General features: G+C 72.7%; 13 protein-coding genes. 9 read left to right on the top strand and 4 right to left on the bottom strand.

The window, feature by feature from the left end; all coding sequences use genetic code 11:
• Nucleotides 1-3: 3 nt before the first annotated feature.
• Both ABZW11_RS19730 and ABZW11_RS19725 read right to left on the bottom strand, forming a co-directional pair.
• On the bottom strand, nucleotides 4-1,707 hold the full coding sequence (locus ABZW11_RS19730) for an acyltransferase (RefSeq protein WP_355418963.1): 1,704 nt from the start codon (nucleotides 1,705-1,707) through the stop codon (nucleotides 4-6).
• A gap of 10 nt (nucleotides 1,708-1,717) precedes the next feature.
• Nucleotides 1,718-4,702 (bottom strand): glycoside hydrolase family 2 TIM barrel-domain containing protein, encoded by a 2,985-nt coding sequence (locus ABZW11_RS19725; protein WP_355418961.1) that lies wholly within the window; start codon nucleotides 4,700-4,702, stop codon nucleotides 1,718-1,720.
• A gap of 142 nt (nucleotides 4,703-4,844) precedes the next feature.
• On the opposite strand from ABZW11_RS19725, the gene ABZW11_RS19720 reads away from it, so the two are divergent.
• The 9 genes from ABZW11_RS19720 to ABZW11_RS19680 are packed head-to-tail and all read left to right on the top strand — an operon-like array spanning nucleotide 4,845 to nucleotide 20,114.
• Nucleotides 4,845-6,965 (top strand): beta-galactosidase, encoded by a 2,121-nt coding sequence (locus ABZW11_RS19720; protein ID WP_355418959.1) that lies wholly within the window; start codon nucleotides 4,845-4,847, stop codon nucleotides 6,963-6,965.
• Complete coding sequence (locus ABZW11_RS19715) at nucleotides 6,962-8,458, top strand: alpha-L-fucosidase (RefSeq protein ID WP_355418957.1); 1,497 nt, start codon at nucleotides 6,962-6,964, stop codon at nucleotides 8,456-8,458. Before ABZW11_RS19720 ends, ABZW11_RS19715 begins: the two co-directional genes overlap by 4 nt.
• 12 nt (nucleotides 8,459-8,470) lie before the next feature.
• The gene (locus ABZW11_RS19710) at nucleotides 8,471-11,011 is read left to right on the top strand and encodes a family 78 glycoside hydrolase catalytic domain (RefSeq protein ID WP_355418955.1); all 2,541 of its coding nucleotides are present in this window, start codon (nucleotides 8,471-8,473) and stop codon (nucleotides 11,009-11,011) included.
• A gap of 32 nt (nucleotides 11,012-11,043) precedes the next feature.
• Nucleotides 11,044-12,036 (top strand): hypothetical protein, encoded by a 993-nt coding sequence (locus ABZW11_RS19705; protein WP_355418953.1) that lies wholly within the window; start codon nucleotides 11,044-11,046, stop codon nucleotides 12,034-12,036.
• Complete coding sequence (locus ABZW11_RS19700) at nucleotides 12,033-13,391, top strand: extracellular solute-binding protein (protein WP_355418951.1); 1,359 nt, start codon at nucleotides 12,033-12,035, stop codon at nucleotides 13,389-13,391. The genes ABZW11_RS19705 and ABZW11_RS19700 overlap by 4 nt, the downstream gene beginning before the upstream one ends.
• A gap of 4 nt (nucleotides 13,392-13,395) precedes the next feature.
• A complete protein-coding gene (locus ABZW11_RS19695; RefSeq protein WP_355418949.1) occupies nucleotides 13,396-14,271 on the top strand; it encodes a sugar ABC transporter permease in 876 nt (291 codons plus the stop codon).
• Entirely contained in the window at nucleotides 14,268-15,098 is an 831-nt protein-coding gene (locus ABZW11_RS19690; RefSeq protein WP_355418947.1) for a carbohydrate ABC transporter permease, read from the top strand. Before ABZW11_RS19695 ends, ABZW11_RS19690 begins: the two co-directional genes overlap by 4 nt.
• 27 nt (nucleotides 15,099-15,125) lie before the next feature.
• On the top strand, nucleotides 15,126-16,550 hold the full coding sequence (locus ABZW11_RS19685) for a glycoside hydrolase family 28 protein (RefSeq protein WP_355418945.1): 1,425 nt from the start codon (nucleotides 15,126-15,128) through the stop codon (nucleotides 16,548-16,550).
• 42 nt (nucleotides 16,551-16,592) lie between these two features.
• Nucleotides 16,593-20,114 (top strand): serine/threonine-protein kinase, encoded by a 3,522-nt coding sequence (locus tag ABZW11_RS19680; RefSeq protein WP_355418943.1) that lies wholly within the window; start codon nucleotides 16,593-16,595, stop codon nucleotides 20,112-20,114.
• Between the two features lie 8 nt (nucleotides 20,115-20,122).
• Here ABZW11_RS19680 and ABZW11_RS19675 read toward each other — a convergent pair whose 3' ends face one another.
• Nucleotides 20,123-20,758 (bottom strand): hypothetical protein, encoded by a 636-nt coding sequence (locus tag ABZW11_RS19675; RefSeq protein WP_355418941.1) that lies wholly within the window; start codon nucleotides 20,756-20,758, stop codon nucleotides 20,123-20,125.
• An 83-nt stretch (nucleotides 20,759-20,841) separates the two neighbouring features.
• Nucleotides 20,842-22,128: an ArsB/NhaD family transporter gene (locus ABZW11_RS19670; protein ID WP_355418939.1), complete on the bottom strand. Its 1,287-nt coding sequence runs from the start codon at nucleotides 22,126-22,128 to the stop codon at nucleotides 20,842-20,844.
• Nucleotides 22,129-22,330 lie beyond the last annotated feature (202 nt).

Genomic DNA, 22,330 nt, shown 5'->3' with positions numbered 1-22,330 from the left:
CCGTTACGTCGGGTAGGTCGTGGCGGGTTCTGGGCGGTGGACGCCCCGGGGGCGGTAGCCGAGGGTGTCGGAGAGTCCGAGGTGGTCGGCGAGCAGCCAGATGATGGCGAGCCACATCTCCGTGCCTTGCAGGCCGGGGGTGCGGGTGGGGCCGGTGCCGGTGGTGAGGGCGAAGCTGAGGCCGGCGCCGTCCTGCCAGCCGCCCAAGGCACGGTTCAGGTGGTCCCTGGCCCAGGACTCGCCCTCCGCGCGCCGGTGGCCCGTCTGGCGGCCGGTCAGCCAGAGCGGGTGGATGACGTCGAGGACGTTGCAGGCGTTGCCGGTGTCAGGGCCGAAGTAGCGGGGGTCGCGAGCGTGGGCGAGCACGGTGTCCACGGCCCTTTCGGGGTACGGCAGCGGCAGCCCGAACTGCGCGTACGTCCCGCGCGTGAGCCGGTAGAAGCCGTTGACCACGTGCAGCCGGCCCGCGCCGGAGTCGGGCTCGCCCCACATCCCGTGCGTCGGCCTGCACCGGGTGAGCAGCCAGCCGTACAGGGTCTCCAGTTGGGGGCCGGTCAGCCCGAAGTCGGTGAGGTTGCGGTGGAGGCCGGTGCCGACGGCGTCCACGACCGAGCCGGCCGTCCAGGCGCCGCGCGCCCAGTCGAGGCCGTCGAGCAGCGCGATGAGGTCGGCGGGCGGCAGCTCGGAGATGGCTCTGATCGGGTGGCGGAAGCGGGTGCCGAGCAGGTCGAGCGCGTAGCCCACGGACAGGATGTGGTACGCGGTGATGCCCTCAAGCTCCAGATCGCCCCCGCCCACGGGCCCCGTCCCGCTGGTGACCGCCTCTGGGGAGCCGGGGGCGCCGATTTCCGGGACGAGGCCGGTGGCGGGGTCCTGGCGGTCGCGGAGGAAGGCGATGATCTCGTCGCGGGCGGGGGTGGGTGGCGGGCCGCCGAGCAGCAGGTCGGCGATCTCGACGGCGTCGGCCCAGGCCCGCACGGTGGGCTCGGCGCCGGGGCGGTCCACGTAGCGCTCGCCGGTCCAGCAGCGGGCCAGCACGTCGTGCGCCTGCTCCCTGGCCCGCTCAGCGAACGCGACCAGCCGTCCTTCCAGGTCACGCGGCCCGGCGGACCGTCCCTGCCGGTCGCTCGGCGCGACAGGGCGCGGTTGCCGGTCGCGGGGGGTGCGGCGGTCGCGGATCGCGCGGGCCGGGTTGCCGGCGACCATGGCCCAGGCCGGTACGTCCTTGGTGACGACCGAGCCGGCGCCGATGACGGCGTGGTCGCCGATCGTGACGCCGTCGAGGATGACGACGTTCGAGCCGATCCACACGTCGTCGCCGATGCGGATGCCCTCGCTGGTGATGGGCTGGCGGAAGACCTCACGGTCCGGCGCGGTGCCGTGGTTGAAGCCGAGCAAGGAGGTGTGGGCGCCGATCCGTACGGCGTCACCCAGCGAGATCGTGCCACGGACGACGGCGTACGGGTTGACGGTGCAGTCGCGGCCCATGGAGACGTCGCCGGTGACGTACGCGTGCGCGGCGAGGTAGCAGAAGTCGCCCATGCGCAGCCGTTCGGTGTGCACGGCGGCCAGCGGCGAGATGTACACCTTGCCCGCCGCCTCCAGCCCGATCTCCGAGCGCAGCCCGGCGACGTGGGCCTCCTGGGCGCGGCGGTCGTCGTCGGTGGCGTGGTCCCAGTAGAGCCACGGACGGAAGTCGAACGTCATGTCATTCCTCTCAGGGGCGCACCGCGGCCAGCGTCATCGACCAGGTGTAGGGGCGGACCTTGAGCCGGTACCGCTCGGGCAGCGCGGGCCCGCACGACGCGCTGCCGATGCCCTGCTGGCCGTGGTCGAGGTTGAGCCACACGCGACCGGAGTCGGTGAGGTCGTGCGGGTGGCGGGCGGCCCGCAGTGCCTCGCCGGTCCAGCGGCGGGCGGTGAAGTCGACGTGCGGCTCGCCGTCCACGCGCAGGGTGGGCAGGCCGTCGCCGGACACCTCCAGCCAGCGGGTCCCGACGTGGTTGCCGTTCTCCTGGGGGACGACGTACGGGGTCTGCAGCGCGTCGATGGAGCTGCGGAACCGGCCGACGCGGGCGGCGGCGCGGCTGTCGGCGTACGACTCGCCGGGCCCCAGCCCGAACCAGGTGACATCGGTGTAGCCGCCGGGCAGCGCGAACCTCGTGCCCATGCGGGGCGGCGTCACCGTCAGGTGGCCGTAGGCGGTGTCGTCCCAGTCGCCCACGGGGTCGGCGTCGATCCGCAGGTGGAGGGTGCCGTCGTCGTGCAGCCGGTACGTGTACGTGGTGCGGAAGCCCAGGGTGCGGGTGGCGGGGCCGCTGCGGCCTCGGACGACCAGGGTGCGTTCGTCAGGGCGTTCCAAGGCGGCGGTGCGGTGCAGGAACCTGTCGATGCCGACGGCCTCCCAGTCGGCGGCCAGCGCGTTGGCGCCGCCCAGGCCGTGGTCGTTCTCGATGGGGGCGCGCCACACGTCGAGGACGGGTCCGTCCAGCTCGACGTCGCCGAGCCGGGCCAGGCGGCCGGTCCTGCCGTCGAACACCGCCGCCCCCAACCGCACCTCCCCCGCGCGCCCGCCGACAGCCGGCGGCGCGGCGGGGGCAGGGGCGGGGGCAGGGGCAGGGCGCCGGCGGGTGGTGGTGCCCAGGTGGGTCTGGGTGAAGGCGATCACGTGGCCGGCCGGTGCCCACCTGTTCGCCTCGGCCAGGACCGCCTCCACCGTGAGCCAGGTCTCGCCCTCCCCGCCGGCCTCGGCCGAAGGCAGCGGGACCCGTACGGACGAGCGGGCCGGGCAGTGCGGCACGGAAAGCGTCCCGGAAGCGCCGCGCACCCCGTCGCTCTCGACGAACCATCGGAAGGCCAGGTGATCGAGCGCGGCGAAGTCGTACTTGCTGGTGACGACCAGCTCGCCGCCGGCGACCTCCATCGCCACCGGCTCGATGGCCTTGCTCAGCTCCAGCAAGCCAGGGGACGGCGTGCGGTCGGGGAAGAGCAGGCCGTCGAGGCAGAAGCGCTCGCCGTTGGGGCTGGCGTCGATGTCGCCGCCGTGCCGGTAGTAGCGGCGGCCGAGCGCGTCGCGCCCCGCCAGTCCGTGGTCGATCCACTCCCACACGAACGCGCCGCAGAACCGCTCGTACGACTCCAGGATCCGCTGGTAGTCCACCAGCGACCCGGGCCCGTTGCCCATGGCGTGCGCGTACTCGCAGAGCAGGAACGGCAGCTCGCGCCGCCGCACGTCGTCCGGTGAGCCAGGCTCGACGCCGGCGGGCGTCTCCTCCTCGCGCTGCCCGATGCGCTCCAGGGTGTCCTGGGCCGGATACATGAGGCTGTAGAAGTCGGAGTGCCGGTAGGAGGGGTCGCGCTCGTAGTGCAGCGGCCTGGTGGGGTCGCGCTCGCGGATCCACTCCTCGATGTCGCCGAACGCGGCGCCGCTGCCGCTCTCGTTGCCCAGCGACCAGATGATGACGCTGGGGTGGTTCTTGTCGCGCTCGACCATGCGACGGGCCCGGTCGAGCAGGGCGTCGCGCCACATGGGCTCGGCGGGCGGGTTGCCCTCCCAGCCGGCGTAGATGAAGCCGTGCGTCTCGATGTCGCACTCGTCCACGACCCACAGGCCGTACTCGTCGCACAGCCGCAGGAACTCGGGGTGCGGCGGGTAGTGGGAGGTGCGGACGGCGTTGACGTTGTGCCGCTTCATCAGCTCGATGTCGCGGATCATGGTGGCACGGTCGAGCGAGCGGCCGCGGTCGGGGTCGTGTTCGTGCCGGTTGACGCCGCGCATGAGGATGGGCCTGCCGTTGACGAGCAGCCGCCCGCCGGCGATCTCGACGGTCCTGAAACCGACGGCGAGGTCGATGGTCTCGCCCACGGCGGTGAGCGTGCCGCGGTAGAGGTGGGGGTCCTCGGCGCTCCACGGGCGCACGCCGGGGACGGTGACCTGTTCGCCGGTGGGGATGGCGAGGCCGAGCGCGGGCAGCTCGACCAGTCCTGGGGCGTCGGCGGTGACGAGCAGGGTGCCGGCGCCGTCGCGGTAGGAGGCGTGCACGGTGAAGTCGTCGATGCCGCCTTCGGGCCGTGACAGCAGCTCGACGTCGCGGAAGATGCCGGGCAGCCACCACATGTCCTGGTCTTCGAGGTAGCTGCCGGACGACCAGCGGTGCACGCGGACGGCCAGCACGTTGCCGCGCTCGCGCAGCCGCCCGGTGACGTCGAACTCGAACGGCAGCCTGCTGCCCTTGGAGTGGCCGAGCAGCTCGCCGTTCAGCCAGACCGTGCCGCAGGAGTCGACGCCCTGGAAGCGCAGCACGTCCCGCGCCGCCGGCCAGCCGGCGGGCAGGTCGAAGCGCAGGCGGTAGTCGCCGGTGGGGTTGTCGTCCGGCAGGTACGGCGGGTCGATCGGGAACGGGTAGGCGGTGTTGGTGTAGAGGGGCCGGCCATGGCCTTCCAGCACCCAGTGCGACGGCACCGTGATGCGCTCCCAGCCGCTGTCGTCCAGGGCGGGGTCGGGGAGGCCGGTGCCGGTGCCCGCGGCGGTGCCGGAGAGCAGGAAGCGCCATTGCCCGTTCAGTGAGAGCCTGGGGGCGTCGGAGACGAAGTCCGCCCGGGGCGCCCGCCTTCCGGTGCCTGGTCCTGGGTCCCCGTGGAAGTCCCCAGGGAAGTCAGCGTGGAAGTCGGCGTGGAAGTCGGCGTCGAAGTCGGCGATCACGTACGTCCCTCCGGAGGGGTGAGACAAAACGTTTTAACCCTAGTAGCCCAGCCCCGACGACACCAGACCTTCTATGCATTGACATAATGGCATGAATAAATATACTATCTGGTAAATCGTTTTAAGATCATTGGGTAACTCCATGACGCCTTCACCCCCGAAGAGTCCGACCCACGTCCGCCTCGGCACCGCGTACTACTGGGAGTACCAGCGGGCCCCCGATCTGCGGCGCGACCTCGATCTCATGGCCCAGGCGAAGATCGACACGATCCGCGTCGGCGAGTCCGTCTGGTCCACCTGGGAGCCGCGCGACGGTGTCTTCGACCTCGACTGGCTGACGCCCGTCCTCGACGGCGCGCACGAGCACGGCATGAAGGTGCTGCTCGGCACCCCCACCTACGCCATCCCGCCGTGGTTGCAGCGCAAGCACCCCGAGCTGGCGATCGAGCGCGCCGACGGCCGCCGCGTGCCGTGGGGCGCGCGCCAGGAGATCGACTTCACCTCCCCCACCTTCCTGCGGTACGCCGAACGCGTCATCCGCCAGGTCATCGGCCACCACGGCGGCCATCCCGCCGTGCTCGGCGTCCAGCTCGACAACGAGCCCGGCCTGCACCTGATCCACAACGAGCCGGTGTTCGAGCGGTTCAAGGCGTGGCTGGCCGACCGGTACGGCGACGCCGACCGGCTCAACGAGGAGTGGGGCCTGACGTACTGGTCGCACCGGATCGGCGACTGGGACGAGCTGTGGCCGCCCGCCGGCAACACCACCCCCTCCTACGACCTGGCCTGGCGGCGCTTCCAGGCCGAGCTGACCACCGCGTTCATCGCCTGGCAGGCGGGCCTGGTGCGCGAGCTGGTGCCGGAGGACCGCGAGCTGACCACGTGCCTGGCCTACCAGCGGCCGGCGCTGCACGACGTCCAGCTCTCCGAACACCTGACGGTGACCAGCGGAAACGCCTACTACCTGCCCCAGGACCACCTCGTCCTGGACCCCGGTGACGCGCCGATCGAGGTCACCTGGTTCAGCACCACCCCGGAGGGCCTGTTCCAGGCGGCCGACCGCATGTACGCCTCCCAGGGCCGCCGCTTCTGGGTGACCGAGACGAACGCCACGTCGATCGCCGGCTCCCAGCTCAACCTCACCCCGTACGACGGGCAGCTCCGCCAGGCGGCGTGGGCCCTGGTGGCGCGCGGGGCGGAGATGATCTCGTACTGGCACTGGCACACGTTGCCGTACGGCGCGGAGACGCACTGGGGCGGCATCCTCGGCCACGCGCTGGAGCCGGGCCGGGTCTACCGCGAGGTCGCGGCGCTCGGCGCGGAGCTGGAGCGGGCGGCCGGCGACGTGGCGGGGCTGACGCCGGACGCCGACGTCGGGTTCCTCTACTCGCACGAGAGCAAGTGGGCGCTGTCCTTCCAGCCGCCGCTCACGCTGGACGGGCGCAACCCGGACAAGGACGCCTACGAGCGGATCGTGGCCACGTTCTACCGGGGCGCCTCGGACGCGGGCCTGCAAGCCGCCTTCGTCCCACCCGCATTGGTCAATCGTTTGCCCATCGTCGTGGCGCCCGCCTTCCACTGCCTGCCCGACGCCGTCGCCGAGGCCCTGACCTCGTACGTCGAGGGCGGCGGCCACCTCATCCTGACGTTCCTCACCGGGTACGCCGACGAGGAGGCGCGGGCCCGTACCGAGATCGCGCCCGGCCCGCTGCGTGAGCCGGCCGGCGTGCGGTACCTGGAGTTCGCCACGCTGCTGGACCCGCTTCCCCTGCACGGGCTCGGCGTCCAGGACGTGGCCAGGCACTGGGCGGACGCGCTGGAGCCCGAGGGCGCCGAGGTGCTGGCCCGCTACGACCACCACCACTACGGCCGCTGGCCCGCCATCACCCGCAACCGCGTCGGCGCCGGCACCGTCACCTACGTCGGCACCCTCCCGGGCCGCGCCATGACCGCCGAGCTGTTCCGCCAGGCGAGCGCGGGCCTGAGCCGGACGGACGCGGCTGGAGGCCGGGCGAGCGCGGTTGGGGGCCGGGCGGGCGCGGGCCTCGGCGCGAAGCCGCTGGTGGTGGCGGGCGAGCCGCGGGTCACCGTCCGGTCGGCGGTCAACGTCCGGGGCGAGCGCCTGTGGTTCGTCCACAACTGGTCCGATCGCGCGAGCACCGTGACCCTCACCGCCCAGGCGACCGAGGTCACCGGCTCCCGCGAACCGCTGCCGCCCGGCCCCCTGCGCCTGGCGCCCTTCGACGTGCGAGTGGTGAGATGACCCGATTCAGACCTGACTGGGAGTCGTTGCGCACCCACCGGATCCCCGAGTGGTTCAGCGAGGCGAAGTTCGGCATCTGGTCGCACTGGGGCCCGCAGTCGGCAGGCCGCTCAGGCGACTGGTACGCCCGCCACCTCTACGGCATGCAGCCCTGGTCAGAGCCCTGGGAACGCAAGAGGGCCACCAGGCAGCACGAACACCATCGCGCCCACTTCGGCGGGGGCGGCGCGAAGGACCTGTTCCCCCGCTGGCGGGCCGAGCGCTTCGACCCCGACGAGCTGATCGACCTCTACGTGACGAGCGGCGCCCGCTACTTCGTGGCGCTGGCCACCCACTGCGACAACTTCGACCTGTGGGACTCGAAGCTGCACGGCTGGAACGCCACCCGCGTCGGCCCCCGCCGCGACATCGTGGGCGCCTGGGAGCGCGCCGCGCGGGCGGCCGGCCTGCCGTTCGGCATGAGCTTTCACCAGAACTGGACATGGCGCTGGCTCGACGTGGCCCACGGCGAGGACCCGGAGACCGGCGAGCCGTACGACGGGGGGCTGACCGCCGCCGACGGCGCCGGCACCTGGTGGGAGGGCCTCGACCCGGCGCGGCTCTACCCGGAGCGGCACGAGCCGGGCGCCCGGCCGCCGGCGAGGGTGGCGGAGCGCTTCTACGCCCGCGTCCGCGAGGCGCTCGACCGCTACCGCCCCGACCTGGTCTACCTGGACGACGGGCGGCTGCCGTTCGACGAGGGCAGCGTGGTGGAGTCGGAGCCGGTCAGCGCGGCGGGCCTGGAGCTGCTGGCCCACTACTACGACACGTGCCCGACCGGCGGCATCGTCACGATCAAGGACGTGCCGGACGCCGACCGCACGGCCGTGGTGCTCGACAGCGAGCGCCGCCAGCTCGACACCGCGCAGCCGTACCCGTGGCAGTTCGACACCAGCGACGGCGAGTGGTTCGACTGCGCGGACGACGACCCGATGTTCCACCCGCGCAAGAGCGCGCACCAGGTCATCCACACCCTGATCGACGTGGTGAGCAAGAACGGCTGCCTGCTGCTGAACGTGCCGCAACGCGCCGACGGCACGGTGGACGAGCGGGCCCGCGAGCTGCTGGCCGGGGTGGGCGGGTGGCTGCGGGTGTGCGGCGAGGGCGTGTACGGCACCACGCCCTGGGTGCGCGCCGCCGAGGGCTCGACCGGGATGGGCGAGACCAAGGGCTACGAGGGCTACAACGAGGCCGACCGCGCCTACGGCCCCGGCGACATCCGCTTCACCCGGCGCGGCGAGACCGTCTACGCCACGCTGCTCGCCTGGCCGAAGGACAGGACCGCGGTCATCACGAGCCTGGGCACCGCCGCGGGCCTGCTGCGCCGCCGCCCGCAGCGGGTCGAGCTGCTGGGGCACGGCCCCGTCTCCTGGCGGCTCGCCCCCGACGCGCTGCGCGCCGACCTGCCGCCCGTGCCGCCGACCACCGCCGCCTACATGTTGAAGATCACCTGAGGAGTGTCCCCGTTGCCGACGAACCTGCGAACGTGTGACCTGACCGACCCCCTCGGCATCGAGGCCACCCGTCCCGTCCTGAGCTGGCGGCTGACCGGCGCCGCCACGCAGACCGCCTACCACGTGCGCGTGGACGGCCTGTGGGACAGCGGCGAGGTCGAGTCCGCCGGCCAGCGCGTAGTGTACGGCGGCGCGCCGCTGGCGAGCAGGACCGCCGCGCGCTGGCAGGTCAGGACGCGCGACGAGGCCGGCCGCTGGTCGGAGTGGAGCGAGCCGGCCCGTTTCGAGCTGGGCCTGCTGGAGCCGGGCGACTGGACGGCGTCCTGGATCACCCACCCCGACTGGTACGACGAGGACGGCGACCCGCGCGTCGGCGAGGGCCGCCCGCTGCCGCTGCTGGCCGGCGAGTTCACCGCGTCCGGCCGGGTGACGCGGGCCCGCCTGTACGTCGCCGGGCTCGGCGTCTACGTGGCCTCGCTGAACGGCTCCCCGGTGACGGACGCCGTGCTGGAGCCGGCGTACACGGACTTCACCCGGCGGGTCGCGTACGCCGTGCACGACGTGACGGCGCTGCTGCGGGACGGGCGCAACGCGCTCGGGCTCGCGCTCGGCCCCGGCATCGCGCACGTGTTCCCGCACCAGGACCGCTACATGAAGTTCTACGGCTCGAAGGCGGCGCCGAAGGCGATCGCGCAGCTGGAGGTGCGCTACGCCGACGGCCGCGAGGAGCGGTTCCGCACGGACGCCGGCTGGCTCGCCGGCGAGGGCCCGACGACCCGCTCCCACTGGTACGGCGGCGAGGATCACGACGCCCGCCTGGAGCCGCCCGGCTGGGACGTCCCCGGCGCGGACCGCTCCGGCTGGCGGCCCGCGGTGGCCCTCCCCGACGCGACCGGCACGCTGCGGGCTCGGGCCTGCCCGCCGATCCGGGTCACCGAGGAGCTGCCGGCGGTGGAGAAGCTGACGGCCACCGACGGCACGCCGGTCTTCGACGTGGGCACGGTGATCGCGGGCTGGGCGGAGCTGCGGCTCGACCTGCCGGCCGGGCGCTACCTGCGGCTGGTGCCGGGCGACCAGCTCGACGCGTTCGGCCGGGTGATCCAGTCGAAGCCGACGACCGGCGCACCGATCTTCAACACGTACGTCACCAAGGAAGGCCCGCAGCGCTGGCGCCCGAGCTTCCGCTACGACGGCTTCCGCTACGTCGAGGTGCAGGGCCTGCCCGCGGAGGCGGGCCGCGAGGCGCTGGCGGGGCTGGTGCTGCGCGCCGACAACGACGCGATCGGCCGGTTCGAGACCTCCGACCCGCTGCTCAACGACATCCACCGGATCATCGACCGCGCGGTGCGCGGCAACATGTACAGCGTCCTGACCGACTGCCCGCACCGGGAGAAGCTGGGCTGGCTGGAGCAGACCCACCTGCTGTTCGACGTGGTGGCCTACAACTACGACGTGGCCGCGTACCTGCGTGAGCTGCTGGTCACCATCGCCGAGGCGCAGACCCCCGAGGGCCTGGTGCCGGACATCGCGCCGGAGTACCTCGTCTTCGACGGCGCCTTCAGGGACGACCCGAACTGGGGCGGCGCGATGGTGCGCATCCCGTGGCAGATGTACCGCTGGTACGGCGACACCTCCGCCCTGAAACGGCACTACGACGCGATGGCCCGCTACGTCGGCTACCTGACGGGCAAGGCCGACGACGGCATCCTGCGGCACGGGCTGGGCGACTGGTTCGGCCTGGACGACACCACGCGGGTGCCGCTGGTGTCCACGTGGGGCTACTGGCGGGCGGCGGGCACGCTGGCGCGGGCGGCCGGGGTGCTGGGCCGCGACGACGACGCCAAGCGGTACCGGGCGCTGACGGACGCGATCTCGGCCGCGTTCACCGGCGCGTTCCTCAAGGACGGGCGGTTCGGCGGCGGCGGGCAGGCCTCGCAGGTGTTCGCGCTGGACATGGGCGTCGTCCCGGCCGAGCTGGTGCCCGGCGCGCTGGACGAGCTGAGCGCGGCCGTGCGGGCGGGCGAGATCACGGTCGGCGAGGTCGCGCTGCCCGCGCTCTACCAGGTGCTGACCAGGGCGGGCCGGCACGACGCGCTCTACGGGTTCGCCACCTCGACCAGCCATCCGAGCTACGGCTACCAGGTGCGCAACGGCGCCACCGCGCTCACCGAGGCGTGGGACGGCCCGACCCGCGGCCTGTCGCAGAACCACTACATGCTGGGCGCCATCGACGCCTGGTTCTACCGGGGGCTCGGCGGCATCGGGCAGGCGCCGGGCTCGACCGGGTTCCAGAAGCTGCTGATCACGCCGGCCGCGCCCGGCGACCTGGCGTCCGTGACCGCCCGCACCGCGACCCCGTACGGGGAGGTCGGCGTGGCCTGGCAGCGGGCGGGCGGCGCGTACGAGCTGGAGGTCGAGGTGCCGCCCGGCTCGACGGCCGAGGTGCGGCTGCCCGACCTCGGCGCGGCGCGGGCGCCCGATGCCGCCACGGCCGTCGGCGAGCGCGCCTGGGAGGTCCCGGCCGGCCGGTGGACGTTCGGGGCGCGGCGATGACCGGGCCGATGACCGGGCCGATGACCGGGCCGATGATCCCATACGACGCAAGCCGCCTGCGCACCCCGTACAAGTCGGACCGGCTGCTCATCGGCCCGTCGGGCGAGCCCGGCGCGTTCGACGCGTTGTTCGTGGACTGCCCGTTCGTCTGCTCCGACGGCGGCGAGTACCTCATGACGTACGTCGGTTTCGACGGCACCGGCTACCAGACCGCGCTGAGCCGCTCGCGCGACCTCACGACGTGGACGCCGGGCGAGGTGGTGTTCCCCCGCGACCCCGATCACCCCTACCGCCGCTACAACGCCGCGCTCACCTCGATCGTGCGCGACGACAGGCTCGGCTCGGACGGGCAGGTCACCTGGCTGGACGGGCAGGCCGTGGGCACCTACCACGCCTACCCGGAGGCGGGCATGGAGGCGGGCGCGGCGATCATCGGGTTCGTGGTCAGCGACGACCTGCGTACGTGGAAGGACACGGGGTCGGTGCTGCGGCCGCAGGACGGCGGGGCGTGGGAGCGGGGCGGCCTGTACAAGTCGTGGCTGCTGCGCCACGACGGCCTCTACTACTGCTTCTACAACGCCAAGAACCGCACCTACGACGGCTGGCGCGAGCAGATCGGCTACGCCGTCTCGCCCGACCTCCGGAGCTGGGAACGCCCCAGCCCGCTGCCGGTGGTGCCGAACGGCGGCCAGGGCGCGTTCGACGAGCGCTTCGCCTCCGACCCGTGCGTGCTGCGCGACGGCGACTGGTGGGTGATGTTCTACTTCGGGCTCTCCTTCGACGGGCACGCCCGCGAGGGGTACGCGGTCTCGCGCGACCTGCGGACCTGGGAGAAGGGCTCCGAGATCCTCGTGGACGTGGGCCCGCCCGGCAGCGTGGACGACACGTACGCGCACAAGCCCGCGGTCGTGACCCATGACGGTCGCCTGCACCACTTCTACACGGCGGTGCGGCGGGCGGAGCCGTACCGGGTGGGCGAGCACCGCATGACCGAGCACAGGGGGGTCGGCGCGGCATGGGCATGAGCAGGCGCGCGGCGCTCAGGACGCTCGGCGCGGCCGGGCTCGCCGCGCTGACCGGCTGCACCGTGGTGGACGGCGGCCCGCCGCCGAACACGCAGGGCCTCAGCAAGAAGCCCGCCCCCGGCCGGCGCACCACCATCGTCTTCTACAACCTGTTCGGCGGCGTGGACGGCCAGGGCTGGGTCGAGCTGGCCACCCGGTTCGAGTCGGTGCAGGACGAGATCGGCGTCGAGGTCGTCTACGCGCCCACGACCGGCCAGGGCGAGCAGCAGAAGCTGCTGGTCTCGATCGCCGCGGGCGACCCGCCCGACCTCGCGCAGGTGATCCCGTTCCAGGTGCCGCAGTGGGCCGAGCTGGGCATCATGACCGACCTCACCGACCTCGTCCGCCAGGCCGGGCTGGGCGAGAAGGACTTCCTGCCCGCCGTCTGGCGCGGCATGCGGTGGGACGACCGGGTCTGGCAGCTCCAGTGGGACGTCGACCCGAACTTCCCCTTCTACTGGAACAAGAAGCTGTTCGAGCAGTGCGGGCTCGACCCCGAGCGGCCGCCGCGCACGATCTCCGAGGTGGACGAGTTCTCCCGGGCCATCAACCAGGTCGGCAGGGCGGGCGCCTCCCGGGTCGGGACCGTGCCGTGGCAGGTGGCCGGGTTCGCCAACGCCGCCTTCACCTGGGGGTTCGCCTTCGGCGGGGAGTTCGTCGACCCGGCGAGCGGCCAGGTGACGCCCGACGACGAGCACGTCGTGGCCGCCGTCGAGTGGATGGCCCGCTACGCGAAGTCGCTGGGCGGCGCCGACCGGCTCAACGTCGCGCCGCCGACCCTGCAGATGAACCCGTTCGGGTACGGGCACATGGGCATGGCCGCGCTCGGGCCGCGCAGCGTCAGCCAGATCCTGGAGGCGGTGCCGGACTTCTCGTACGGCTCCACGCTGCTGCCGTACCAGCCGCCCGGCGCCTCGAAGCCGGGCACCGGCACGTGGATCGGCGGGTGGGGCGCGTTCATCCCGTCGGAGGCGCGCAACCCCGAGGCGGCGTGGGAGTTCCTGCGCTGGTTCGCCGCCACGCCCGAGGGCACGCAGGCCGAGTTCGACACCGTGAACTACCCGCCCGGCTACCTCGGCTCGCCCGCGCTGGAGAAGATGCGGGCCGACCCGATCCTGCGGCCCTCCTACGACGCGATGCTCGCCGCGACCAACATCAAGCCGTCGCTGCCGGAGACCAACTACTTCAGCCAGCAGCTGGAGATCCACGTGGCCCGCGCGGTGTACGGCGAGGTCTCCGCGCTGGAGGCGCTGCGGACGGTGAAGGAGAACACCCGCAGGGAGGCCGCCCGCTTCAAGAACCAGATGGGGCTGTAAGACCATGCGCAGAAACGTCCTGTGGGGGCTGGTGTTCACCTCTCCCGCGATCATCGGGTTGCTCTGGTTCACCGCCTATCCGGTGCTGGCCTCCCTGTACTACAGCTTCACGTCGTACACGATGGTCAACCCGCCCGAGTGGATCGGCCTGGCCAACTACGGCGACCTGCTGACCGACCAGGTGTGGTGGTCGTCGCTGTGGAACACGCTGGTCATCGTGCTGTGGTCGGTGCCGCTCGGCATCGTCGTGGCGCTCGGCCTGGCGCTGCTGCTGAACCTCGGCGTCCGCGGGCAGCCGGTCTACCGGACCGTGTTCTACCTGCCGACGATCGTGCCCGCGGTGGCCTCGGCGGTGCTCTGGATGTACATCTTCGACCCGCAGTACGGCCTGCTCAACGACGCCCTGGCCAAGGTCGGCATCACCGGCCCCGGCTGGCTGTCCGACCCCGGCTGGGCCAAGCCGGCGCTGATCGTGATGAGCGCGTGGGGCGTCGGCAACCTCATGGTCATCATGCTCGCCGGGCTCCAGGACGTGCCGGCCGCGCTCACCGAGCAGGCCGCCACCGACGGCGCGGGCCTGCTCGCCAGGTTCCGGCACGTCACGCTGCCCTACCTCAGCCCGCACATGCTGTTCGCCCTGGTCACGGGGCTGATCGGCGGGTTCCAGTTCTTCACGCCGGTGTACGTCATGACCGGCGGCACCGGCAACCCGGCGGGCTCGACCCTGGTGTCGGGCCTGTACCTGTACCAGAACGCGTTCCAATACTTCAAGGTCGGCTACGCGTCGGCGATCGCGTGGGTGCTCTTCGCGATCGTCGCCGCCCTCACCGTCGCCACGTTCCGGCTGGTGGGCCGCCGCGTCTACTACGGAGGCCGATGATGTACCCGCGGCTGCTCCAGGGGATGGCCAAGCACGCCGTCCTGATCACGCTGAGCATCGTGTTCCTGTTGCCGTTCGTGTGGATGGTGACGGCCTCGCTGAAGACGGTGGACGTGCTCAACGCCTTCCCCGTCGTCTGGTTCCCCGACAAGATCACGTTCTCGAACTACCTGGACGGGCTGCAGGTCTTCCCGTTCGTGCGCTACTTCGTCAACACCATGGTCGTCTGCGCGTTCTCCATGGTCGGTGCGGTGCTGTCGAGCTCGTTCATCGCGTACGGGCTGGCCTGCATCGAGTGGCCTGGCCGCAACGTCGTCTTCGGCGCGCTGCTGGCGACCATGATGATCCCGTTCTACGTGACGATGGTGCCGCTGTTCTCGCTGTTCCGCGAGATGGGGTGGACGAACACGTACCTGCCGCTGATCGTGCCGCACTTCTTCGGCGGGCCGCTGTTCGTCTTCCTGCTGCGCCAGTTCTTCCGCGGCATCCCCCGCGACCTGCTCGACGCCGCCCGCGTGGACGGCGCCGGCGAGCTGCGCATCTACGCGCGGATCGTGCTGCCGCTGGCCAAGCCGGCGCTGGCGGCGGTCGCGCTGTTCCAGTTCCTCGCGGCCTGGGGCGACCTGCTCGGGCCGCTGATCTACCTGTCCGACTCCGACATGTACACGCTGTCGCTGGGCCTGACCTACTACTCGACCCAGTACTCCACCCAGTTCGGGCCGCTGATGGCGGCGAGCACGGTCATCCTCATCCCGGTCATCGTGCTGTTCTTCCTGGCCCAGCGCACCTTCATCCAGGGCATCACGCTCACCGGCGTGAAGGGCTGAACCCCCGCTTCGATCCGGAGGACATCGATGCAGCACTCCCGCAGGACGTTCCTGGGCGCCGCGCTCGGCGGCTTACTCGTCACGCCGGCCCTGGCCGGGCCCACTGAGGCGGCCACTGAGGCGGCCACTGAGACGGGCACTGAGACGGGCACTGAGACGGGCACCGCGTGGAGCCGGGTGCCCGACATCAGGCGGCGCATCAGGCCGCCGCGCTTCCCCGCCCGCACGTTCCCCATCACCCGGTACGGCGCCACCGGCGACGGCGTCACCCCGTGCACCGAGGCGTTCCGCCGGGCCGTCGAGGCGTGCGCGGCGGCCGGCGGCGGCCGGGTGCTGGTGCCGGCGGGGACGTACCTGACCGGCGCGATCCACCTGGCCGACGACGTCGAGCTGCACGTGGAGGCGGGCGCGACCATCCGCTTCAGCCGCGACCCCGCCGACTACCTGCCCGTCGTGGCCACCCGGTACGAGGGCATCGAGCTGATGAACTACTCCCCGTTCATCTACGCCCACGGCCGTACCAACGTCGCCATCACCGGCTCGGGCGTGATCGACGGCCAGGCCGACGCCACGCACTGGTGGGACTGGTCGAACGACCCGCCGCCGTCCGAAGGCCCGGACAAGCGGCTGCTCGCGCAGCTGGCGGAGGAGGGCGTGCCGGTCGCCGAGCGGGTCTTCGGCGAGGGCCACCACCTGCGTCCCAACCTCATCCAGCTCTACCGCTGCCGCAACGTGCTCATCGAGGGCGTGACGGTCAAAGACTCCCCCATGTGGAACATCCACCCCGTCCTGTGCAGGAACGTCACGATCCGCGGCGTCACCGTGGACAGCCCGCGCGGCCCCAACAACGACGGCTGCGACCCCGAGTCCTGCGTGGACGTGCTCATCGAGAACTGCACGTTCGACACCGGCGACGACTGCGTGGCGCTCAAGGCGGGCAAGAACGCCGACGGCCGCCGGGTGAACGAGCCCTGCCTCAACGTCCTCGTCACCGGCTGCGTCATGCGCGACGGCAACGGCGGCGTGACCGTCGGCAGTGAGACGACCGGCGGCGTGCGCTGGGTGTTCGCCTGGAACTGCGAGATGAGCAGCCCCCACCTGGAACGCGCGATCCGCATCAAGGCCAACCCCGAGCGCGGCGGCTACGTCAGGGACGTTCACGTCAAGGACGTCAAGGTCGGGCAGGCCGCCGACGCGGTCATCGAGGTCGCGCTCAACTACGAGAACAAGCACACCGGGCCCTACTTCCCCGACGTCGGCGGCATCGAGATCACCCGGCTGCGGGCCGGGACCGCGCCCCGGGCGTTCACCCTCATCGGCAACCCCGGCAACCCGATCAGGGGCGTGAAGGTGAGCAACAGCGTGTTCGAGAACATGGCCGAGGCCGACGTGGTGACCGACGTGACCGGGTTCGAGCTGCGTAACGTGTGGGTCAACGGACACAGGGTGTGACCTTTACCCAACCTCTGCGTCACCACCGCCGTCCAACCAGGCATGAGCAGTCCACTGATCGACGGGGACCCGCAGCGGCTCGGCGGCTACTGGCTGGCCGGCCGGCTCGGCGAGGGCGGCCAGGGAGTCGTCTACGAGGGCTATGACCAGGACGGCACGCGGGTCGCCGTCAAGGTGCTGCGCGGCGACCCGGCCGGGGCGCCGCGGCTGCGCGAGCGGCTGGCCAAGGAGGCCGCCGCCGCGCGGCGGGTCGCGCCGTTCTGCACCGCGCGGGTGCTGGACGCCGACCTCGACGGGCCGCGGCCGTACATCGTCAGCGCGTACGTCGAGGGGCCCAGCCTGCGGGACGCCGGGCGTACGTTCGGCGGCGACGACCTGCACCGCCTGGCCATCGCGATCGCCACGGCGCTCACCGCGGTGCACGACGCCGGTGTCGTGCACCGCGACCTCAAGCCGGGCAACGTGCTGCTCGGGCCCGACGGGCCGCGGGTCATCGACTTCGGCGTGGCCCGTACGCGGGAGATGACGCTCAGCTCCACCGGCGACGTGACCGGCACGCCCGGCTACCTCGCGCCCGAGGTCCTCTCCGGCCTGCGCGCCGGCCCCGCCGCCGACGTCTTCGCCTGGGCCGCCGTCGTCCTCTACGCCGCCACCGGCGAGGACCCGTTCACCGGCGGCTCGGTCGGCGCGATCATGCACCAGGTCCTGACCCACGACCCGGACCTGTCGGTGCTGCCCGCCTCCCTGCACCGCCCGGTCAAGGCCGCCCTGTCCAAGGACCCGGACCTCCGGCCGTCCTCCCGCGACCTCCTGCTCTCCCTCCTGACCGGCACCGACCCCGCTGCCCACGTCCTCATGCGAAGCACCACCGATCGCGGTCGCCGTGGCCAGGACACCGTCGCCGGACGAGGCGCCATCGACACGGCGCGGCTGCTCGCCCTCGGGGCCGGTGACGGGGGCCGGATCGGGGCCGCGTTCGGCGCGAAGACCGACCCCGCGCTCGGCGTGATCGCCGAGGACGCCTATGCGTCGCTCTCGCCCGAGGACCGGCTGCTCGTGCCCGAGTTGTTCCTGCGGCTGGTGACGGTGACCGACGCGGGCGAGCTGGCGTTGCGCGCGCCCCGCCGGTCGGAGCTGCCCGCCGGCACGGACCGGGTGCTGAGGGCGTTCACGTACCTGGTGTCCTGCGGCGACCCCGTACGCCTGCTGCGCCCCGCGCTCCCGCTCGCCTGGCCCAGGCTGCGCAAGTGGATCGAGGCCGACCGCGACGGCCTGGCCGTGCACCGCCGCATCATCGTGGCGACCGGCCGCTGGCAGGAGCACGGCCGCAGGGACGCCGACCTGTTCCACGGCAGCACCCTGGACGACGCGCTGCGCTGGGCCGCCGCCGACCGCAAGCACCTCACGCTCACCCCGGCGGAGCGCGACTTCCTGGCCTCCTCCGCCACCCTCACCCGCCGGCGCTCCCGCCGCGTCAGGCTCCTGACCGTGGGCCTGGCCGCCCTGCTCGCCCTCGCCGTCGGGGCGGGCGGTCTGGCCTGGCGGCAGAGCGCCACCCTGGCCGGGCAGCGCGACGCCGCCGACTCGGCGAGGCTGGCCGCCGCCTCGGACGCCGTACGGGGCCGCGACCCGGTGCTCGGCATGCTGCTCGCCGCCGCCTCAGGCAAGCTGTCCCCCACCGCCGAGGCCAGGTCGAGCCTGCTGGCCGCCGCGTCCGACCCGGCCACCACCTCCTTCAGGGACCCGGCGACGGGCCCGGACGTCGTCCGCACCCTGACCTCCGACGGCCGCTCCCTGATCAGCGTCACCCCGGACGAGGTGACCGTCTGGGACGTCGCCACCGGCCGGCGCACGAGGAGCTTCACCGCTCCCATCACCACCCTGCCCGGCTCCGGTGCCGAGGCCGGAGTCAGGAGCATCGCCCAGGCCGGAACCCTCCAAGGCGGGAGTGGGAGGTTGCGGGAGGTGGCGGTCAGCCGCGACGGGAAGGTGGTGGCCGTGGCCGACGACTCCGGGATCGGGATCTGGGAGGTGGCCACCGGGCGGCCGGTCGGGCGGCGGATCGCGGCACCCGGCGCCGTGGACGTGTCGGTGGCGTTCAGCGGGGACCGGCTGCTGGTGACGATCGGGCAGGGGACGCAGGTCCACGACTGGCGTACCGGGACGACGACTCCGCTGCCCGCGCTGCGGCGGCCGGCCGTGCACCCCCACGGCGGGTACGCGGTCGCCGGCCCCGACCGCTACCTGCTGCCGTCGGGCAAGCGCCGCCCCGGCTACCCGGGCGTCTGCGCCGACTGCGACAGCGCCGCCGCGTTCAGCCCCGACGGCACGAGGGTGGCGATCAGCGACGACGACGGCCTGACCCTGTACGACACCCGCACCCGCGAGGAGCTGGCCGTCCTGCACGGCTGGGAGGACCACGCGATCCCGGTGTTCAGCCAGGACGGCGAGCTGGTCGCGGGCGTGGGTGCGAAGATCACGGTGTGGCGGCCGGGCGCCGGCGAGCCGCTGCTGCTGGAGCGCCGCCCGCCCGACCCGGTGACGGCCGCCGCGTTCGGCCCCGACGGCCTGCGCTACCTCAGCGACGACACGGTGGTGACGCTCGTGCCCGCCCCGCCGTCCGACGAGCCGATGGACACCGTACGGCTCAGCGGCGACGGCCGCACGGTGGCCATGCACGCGCTCGGCAGCACCGAGATCACCCTGAACGGCCGCCGCCGCGAGACCGGCGCCTTCGCCGACTACGACAGCGAGCTGGCGTTCAGCCCCGACAACCGGCTGCTGGCCGTCCGGCGCGGCGACCACGTCACGGTCCGCGACGTCGCCTCCTGGCGGGAGCTGGCCGCGCTCACCCCGAGGTTCGCCGGCGAGAGCGAGGCGGCGTCGGTGCTGCCCACCTCGAAGGGCCTGTGGACGGCGGGCGAGCGGACGTTCACGCTGTGGGGGCTGCCCGGCGGGCGACGGCTCAAGCAGGTGCCGCGGCCGGAACGGCTGCTCGGCTGGACGGCCACCGCCGACGGCCGGCTCGTCGGCCTCGACACGGTCCGTCGGCGGCTGGTGGACCTGGAGACGGACACGCCGTTCGGCGCCCGGCTGCCGCTGCCTGGGCGGGCCGACGACGTGTGGTTCGGCGCCCGGCTCGACCTGGTCGCGGTGAACTTCGCCGGCAAGGTCGGCGTCTGGGACACCGCGACGGGCGCGCAGGCGGGCGGCTGGATGCGGGTGGAGGGCGCGCCGTGGGACGCGGCGCTCTCGCCGGACGGGCGGCTGTTCGCCTACGCCTCCCAGGACAACACGCTCAGTCTGTGGGACGTTCGCCAGGGGCGGCGGATCGGCCCGCCGGTCGGGCTCACCGGCAGCGCCCGCTCGGTCGCCTTCACCGCCGGCTCCGCCGAGGTGCTGGCCGTCGGCAGAGGCGGCCGCCTGACCCGCCTGCCGACCACGGTCGAGGCGCTGACCGAGACCGTCTGCATCCGGGCCGGCCGCACCCTGACGGCCGCCGAGTGGCACCGTCACCTGCCGGACCGCCCGTACGAACCGGTCTGCCCACCCCTTGCCCGCTGACCCGCGCGTCAGACCCGGGTCGGGGTGGCGGCGGGGAGACCGTCGCCGGACGGCCCCCGGCCCAGGAGCAGCGTCCCGAGCCACATGACCGCCATGCCGACGGCGGCCAGCGCCGTCGCCTTGCCCTCCTGGAGGGTGGCGGCGCCCAGCAGGACCACCCCGCCGGCGGTGACGGCGGCGCTGACCGGGGTGACGCGGCGCAGCACGGCGAGCACGGCCGCCAGCGCGAGCACCGCGCCGAAGAACAGCTGCGCCCCCGGCGTGTAGACGACCAGCTCGATCCCCGGATAGCCGCGCGCCTGCGTCAGCAGCGCCCGCAGCCCGGCCCCGTCGGGCGCGACGAACCCGGCGTGCAGGTCGATGACGAGCTGCGTCAGGTTGGCCGCCACGCCGAACAGCGCGACCCCGGTCGCCGCCTCCACCACCACCCGGCGGCCGCCGGAGACCGGCTGGGCGAGACCCCGCATGGCCAGCGTCATCAGCCCGAACATCAGGAAGCCGCCGAACCAGGCGAGGTGCGCCGCCGTCCACCACAGCCCCGGCTGCGTGTCGCCGTGAACGGGACGCAGGAGGAACCAGCCGGCGAGCAGGGCGGCGGGGCCGGCGGTGAAGGAGATCTGGGCCAGGCGGCTTGCGGGGTTCATACGGACCACGATGCCCCCTGCCGCCCGGCCAGATCATCGGTGATCGCCCCTGATTCATCCCTGAGGACACCAGGGGCGCCGGGTCAGGTGAAGTAGCGCAGCCAGACGTACAGCCAGGCGAGCGCGGTGCTCAGCACGGTGACGACGATGCCGTACCGGGTGAACTGCCAGAAGGTGATCTTGTGGCCGTTGCGCGCGGCGATGCCGAGGGCGACCACGTTCGGACTGGCCGCGACCGCGGTGCCGTTGCCGCCGAAGTCGGCGCCGAGCGCGAAGGCCCACCACAGCGCCTGACCGGCCTGCGGGTCGGTCGCGGCGTCGACGACGCCTTCGACGATGGGGGCGGTCGTGGCGACGTACGGGATGTTGTCGAAGAACGCGCCGAGCGCGCTGGAGCCGAACAGCAGCGCCGTCGCGGCGACCAGGTAGTCGTCGCCCAGGGCGTCCAGCGCCCAGGTGCCGATGGCCGCGATCACGCCGGTGTGCACGAGCCCCGCCACCATGACGAAGAGCCCGGCGAAGAACACCAGCGTGGGCCACTCGACCTCGCGCAGCACCTCGTCGACGTTCGCGCGGGAGACCAGCAGCATCACGCCGGCGCCGACGAGCGCCACGATCGACGGCTCGACGTGCACCACCGCGTGCAGCCCGAACCCCGTCACCACCGCGGCCAGCACGATCAGGCAGCGCACCAGCAGCCGCATGTCGGTGATCGCCCGCCGCTCCTGCAGCGCCATCACCTCGGCGACGTGCTCGGCGTTGTACTGGAACGACTTGCGGAACAGCACCCGCGTGAACAGCACGAACACCGCGAAGATGACCACCACGATCGGCGCCATGTGCACGAGGAAGTCGTTGAACGTCAGCCCCGCGCGGCTGCCGATGATGATGTTGGGCGGGTCGCCGATGAGCGTGGCCGCGCCACCGATGTTGGACGCCAGCACCTCGGCGATCAGGTACGGCTGCGCAGCGATCCGCAGCCGGTTGCACACCACGATCGTGACCGGCGCCACCAGCATGATGGTGGTGACGTTGTCGAGGAACGGCGAGGCGACGGCGGTGATGCCCATCAGCATGACCATCAGCCGGTACGGCCGCCCTCTCGAGCGTTTGGCCGCCCAGATGGCCAGGTAATCGAAGACGCCCGTCTGCTTGATGACGCCGACGATGATCATCATCCCGAGCAGCAGGAAGATGACGTTCCAGTCGATGCCCTCGTGCTCGGAGAAGAACACCTCGGCGCCGGGGATCAGGCCGAGCACGGCCATCAGGCCCGCGGCGATGAGGACGACTTTGACCTTGTCGGCCTTCTCCGTGGCGATGAAGAAGAACGCCACGATGAAGATGGCCAGTGCGAGTATCGCGCTCATCCGTTCTGCCCCGGCGGGCCGGCCTGCCCGTCGGCGGAGAGCCCGCGTTCAGCGGGCACGTAACGACACAGCAGCCGTCCGGGACATGACGGCAGCGCAAAGTGAAGGGCGAACACGGCGATGACCTTTCGCGATAGAGGAGCCGCCGCGGCGGTGCCGGCGGCCCGCGCCCGGAAGGTCGGGGCGTGGCCGCGCGGCACAC

This window comes from Nonomuraea sp. NPDC004580, assembly GCF_040609855.1.
Lineage (GTDB): Bacteria > Actinomycetota > Actinomycetes > Streptosporangiales > Streptosporangiaceae > Nonomuraea > Nonomuraea salmonea.
The sequence above is the reverse complement of the archived record's forward strand: the minus strand, read 5'-3'. Positions and strand labels throughout refer to the sequence as shown.

What these genes read in the sequence shown, in the direction of transcription:
- ABZW11_RS19705 (WP_355418953.1), top strand. Translation starts at nt 11,044, where the DNA reads ATGATCCCATACGACGCAAGCCGCCTGCGCACCCCGTACAAGTCGGAC.
- ABZW11_RS19685 (WP_355418945.1), top strand. Translation starts at nt 15,126, where the DNA reads ATGCAGCACTCCCGCAGGACGTTCCTGGGCGCCGCGCTCGGCGGCTTA.
- ABZW11_RS19695 (WP_355418949.1), top strand. Translation starts at nt 13,396, where the DNA reads ATGCGCAGAAACGTCCTGTGGGGGCTGGTGTTCACCTCTCCCGCGATC.
- ABZW11_RS19730 (WP_355418963.1), bottom strand. Translation starts at nt 1,707, where the DNA reads ATGACGTTCGACTTCCGTCCGTGGCTCTACTGGGACCACGCCACCGAC.
- ABZW11_RS19680 (WP_355418943.1), top strand. Translation starts at nt 16,593, where the DNA reads ATGAGCAGTCCACTGATCGACGGGGACCCGCAGCGGCTCGGCGGCTAC.
- ABZW11_RS19670 (WP_355418939.1), bottom strand. Translation starts at nt 22,128, where the DNA reads ATGAGCGCGATACTCGCACTGGCCATCTTCATCGTGGCGTTCTTCTTC.
- ABZW11_RS19675 (WP_355418941.1), bottom strand. Translation starts at nt 20,758, where the DNA reads ATGAACCCCGCAAGCCGCCTGGCCCAGATCTCCTTCACCGCCGGCCCC.
- ABZW11_RS19690 (WP_355418947.1), top strand. Translation starts at nt 14,268, where the DNA reads ATGATGTACCCGCGGCTGCTCCAGGGGATGGCCAAGCACGCCGTCCTG.
- ABZW11_RS19715 (WP_355418957.1), top strand. Translation starts at nt 6,962, where the DNA reads ATGACCCGATTCAGACCTGACTGGGAGTCGTTGCGCACCCACCGGATC.
- ABZW11_RS19700 (WP_355418951.1), top strand. Translation starts at nt 12,033, where the DNA reads ATGAGCAGGCGCGCGGCGCTCAGGACGCTCGGCGCGGCCGGGCTCGCC.
- ABZW11_RS19720 (WP_355418959.1), top strand. Translation starts at nt 4,845, where the DNA reads ATGACGCCTTCACCCCCGAAGAGTCCGACCCACGTCCGCCTCGGCACC.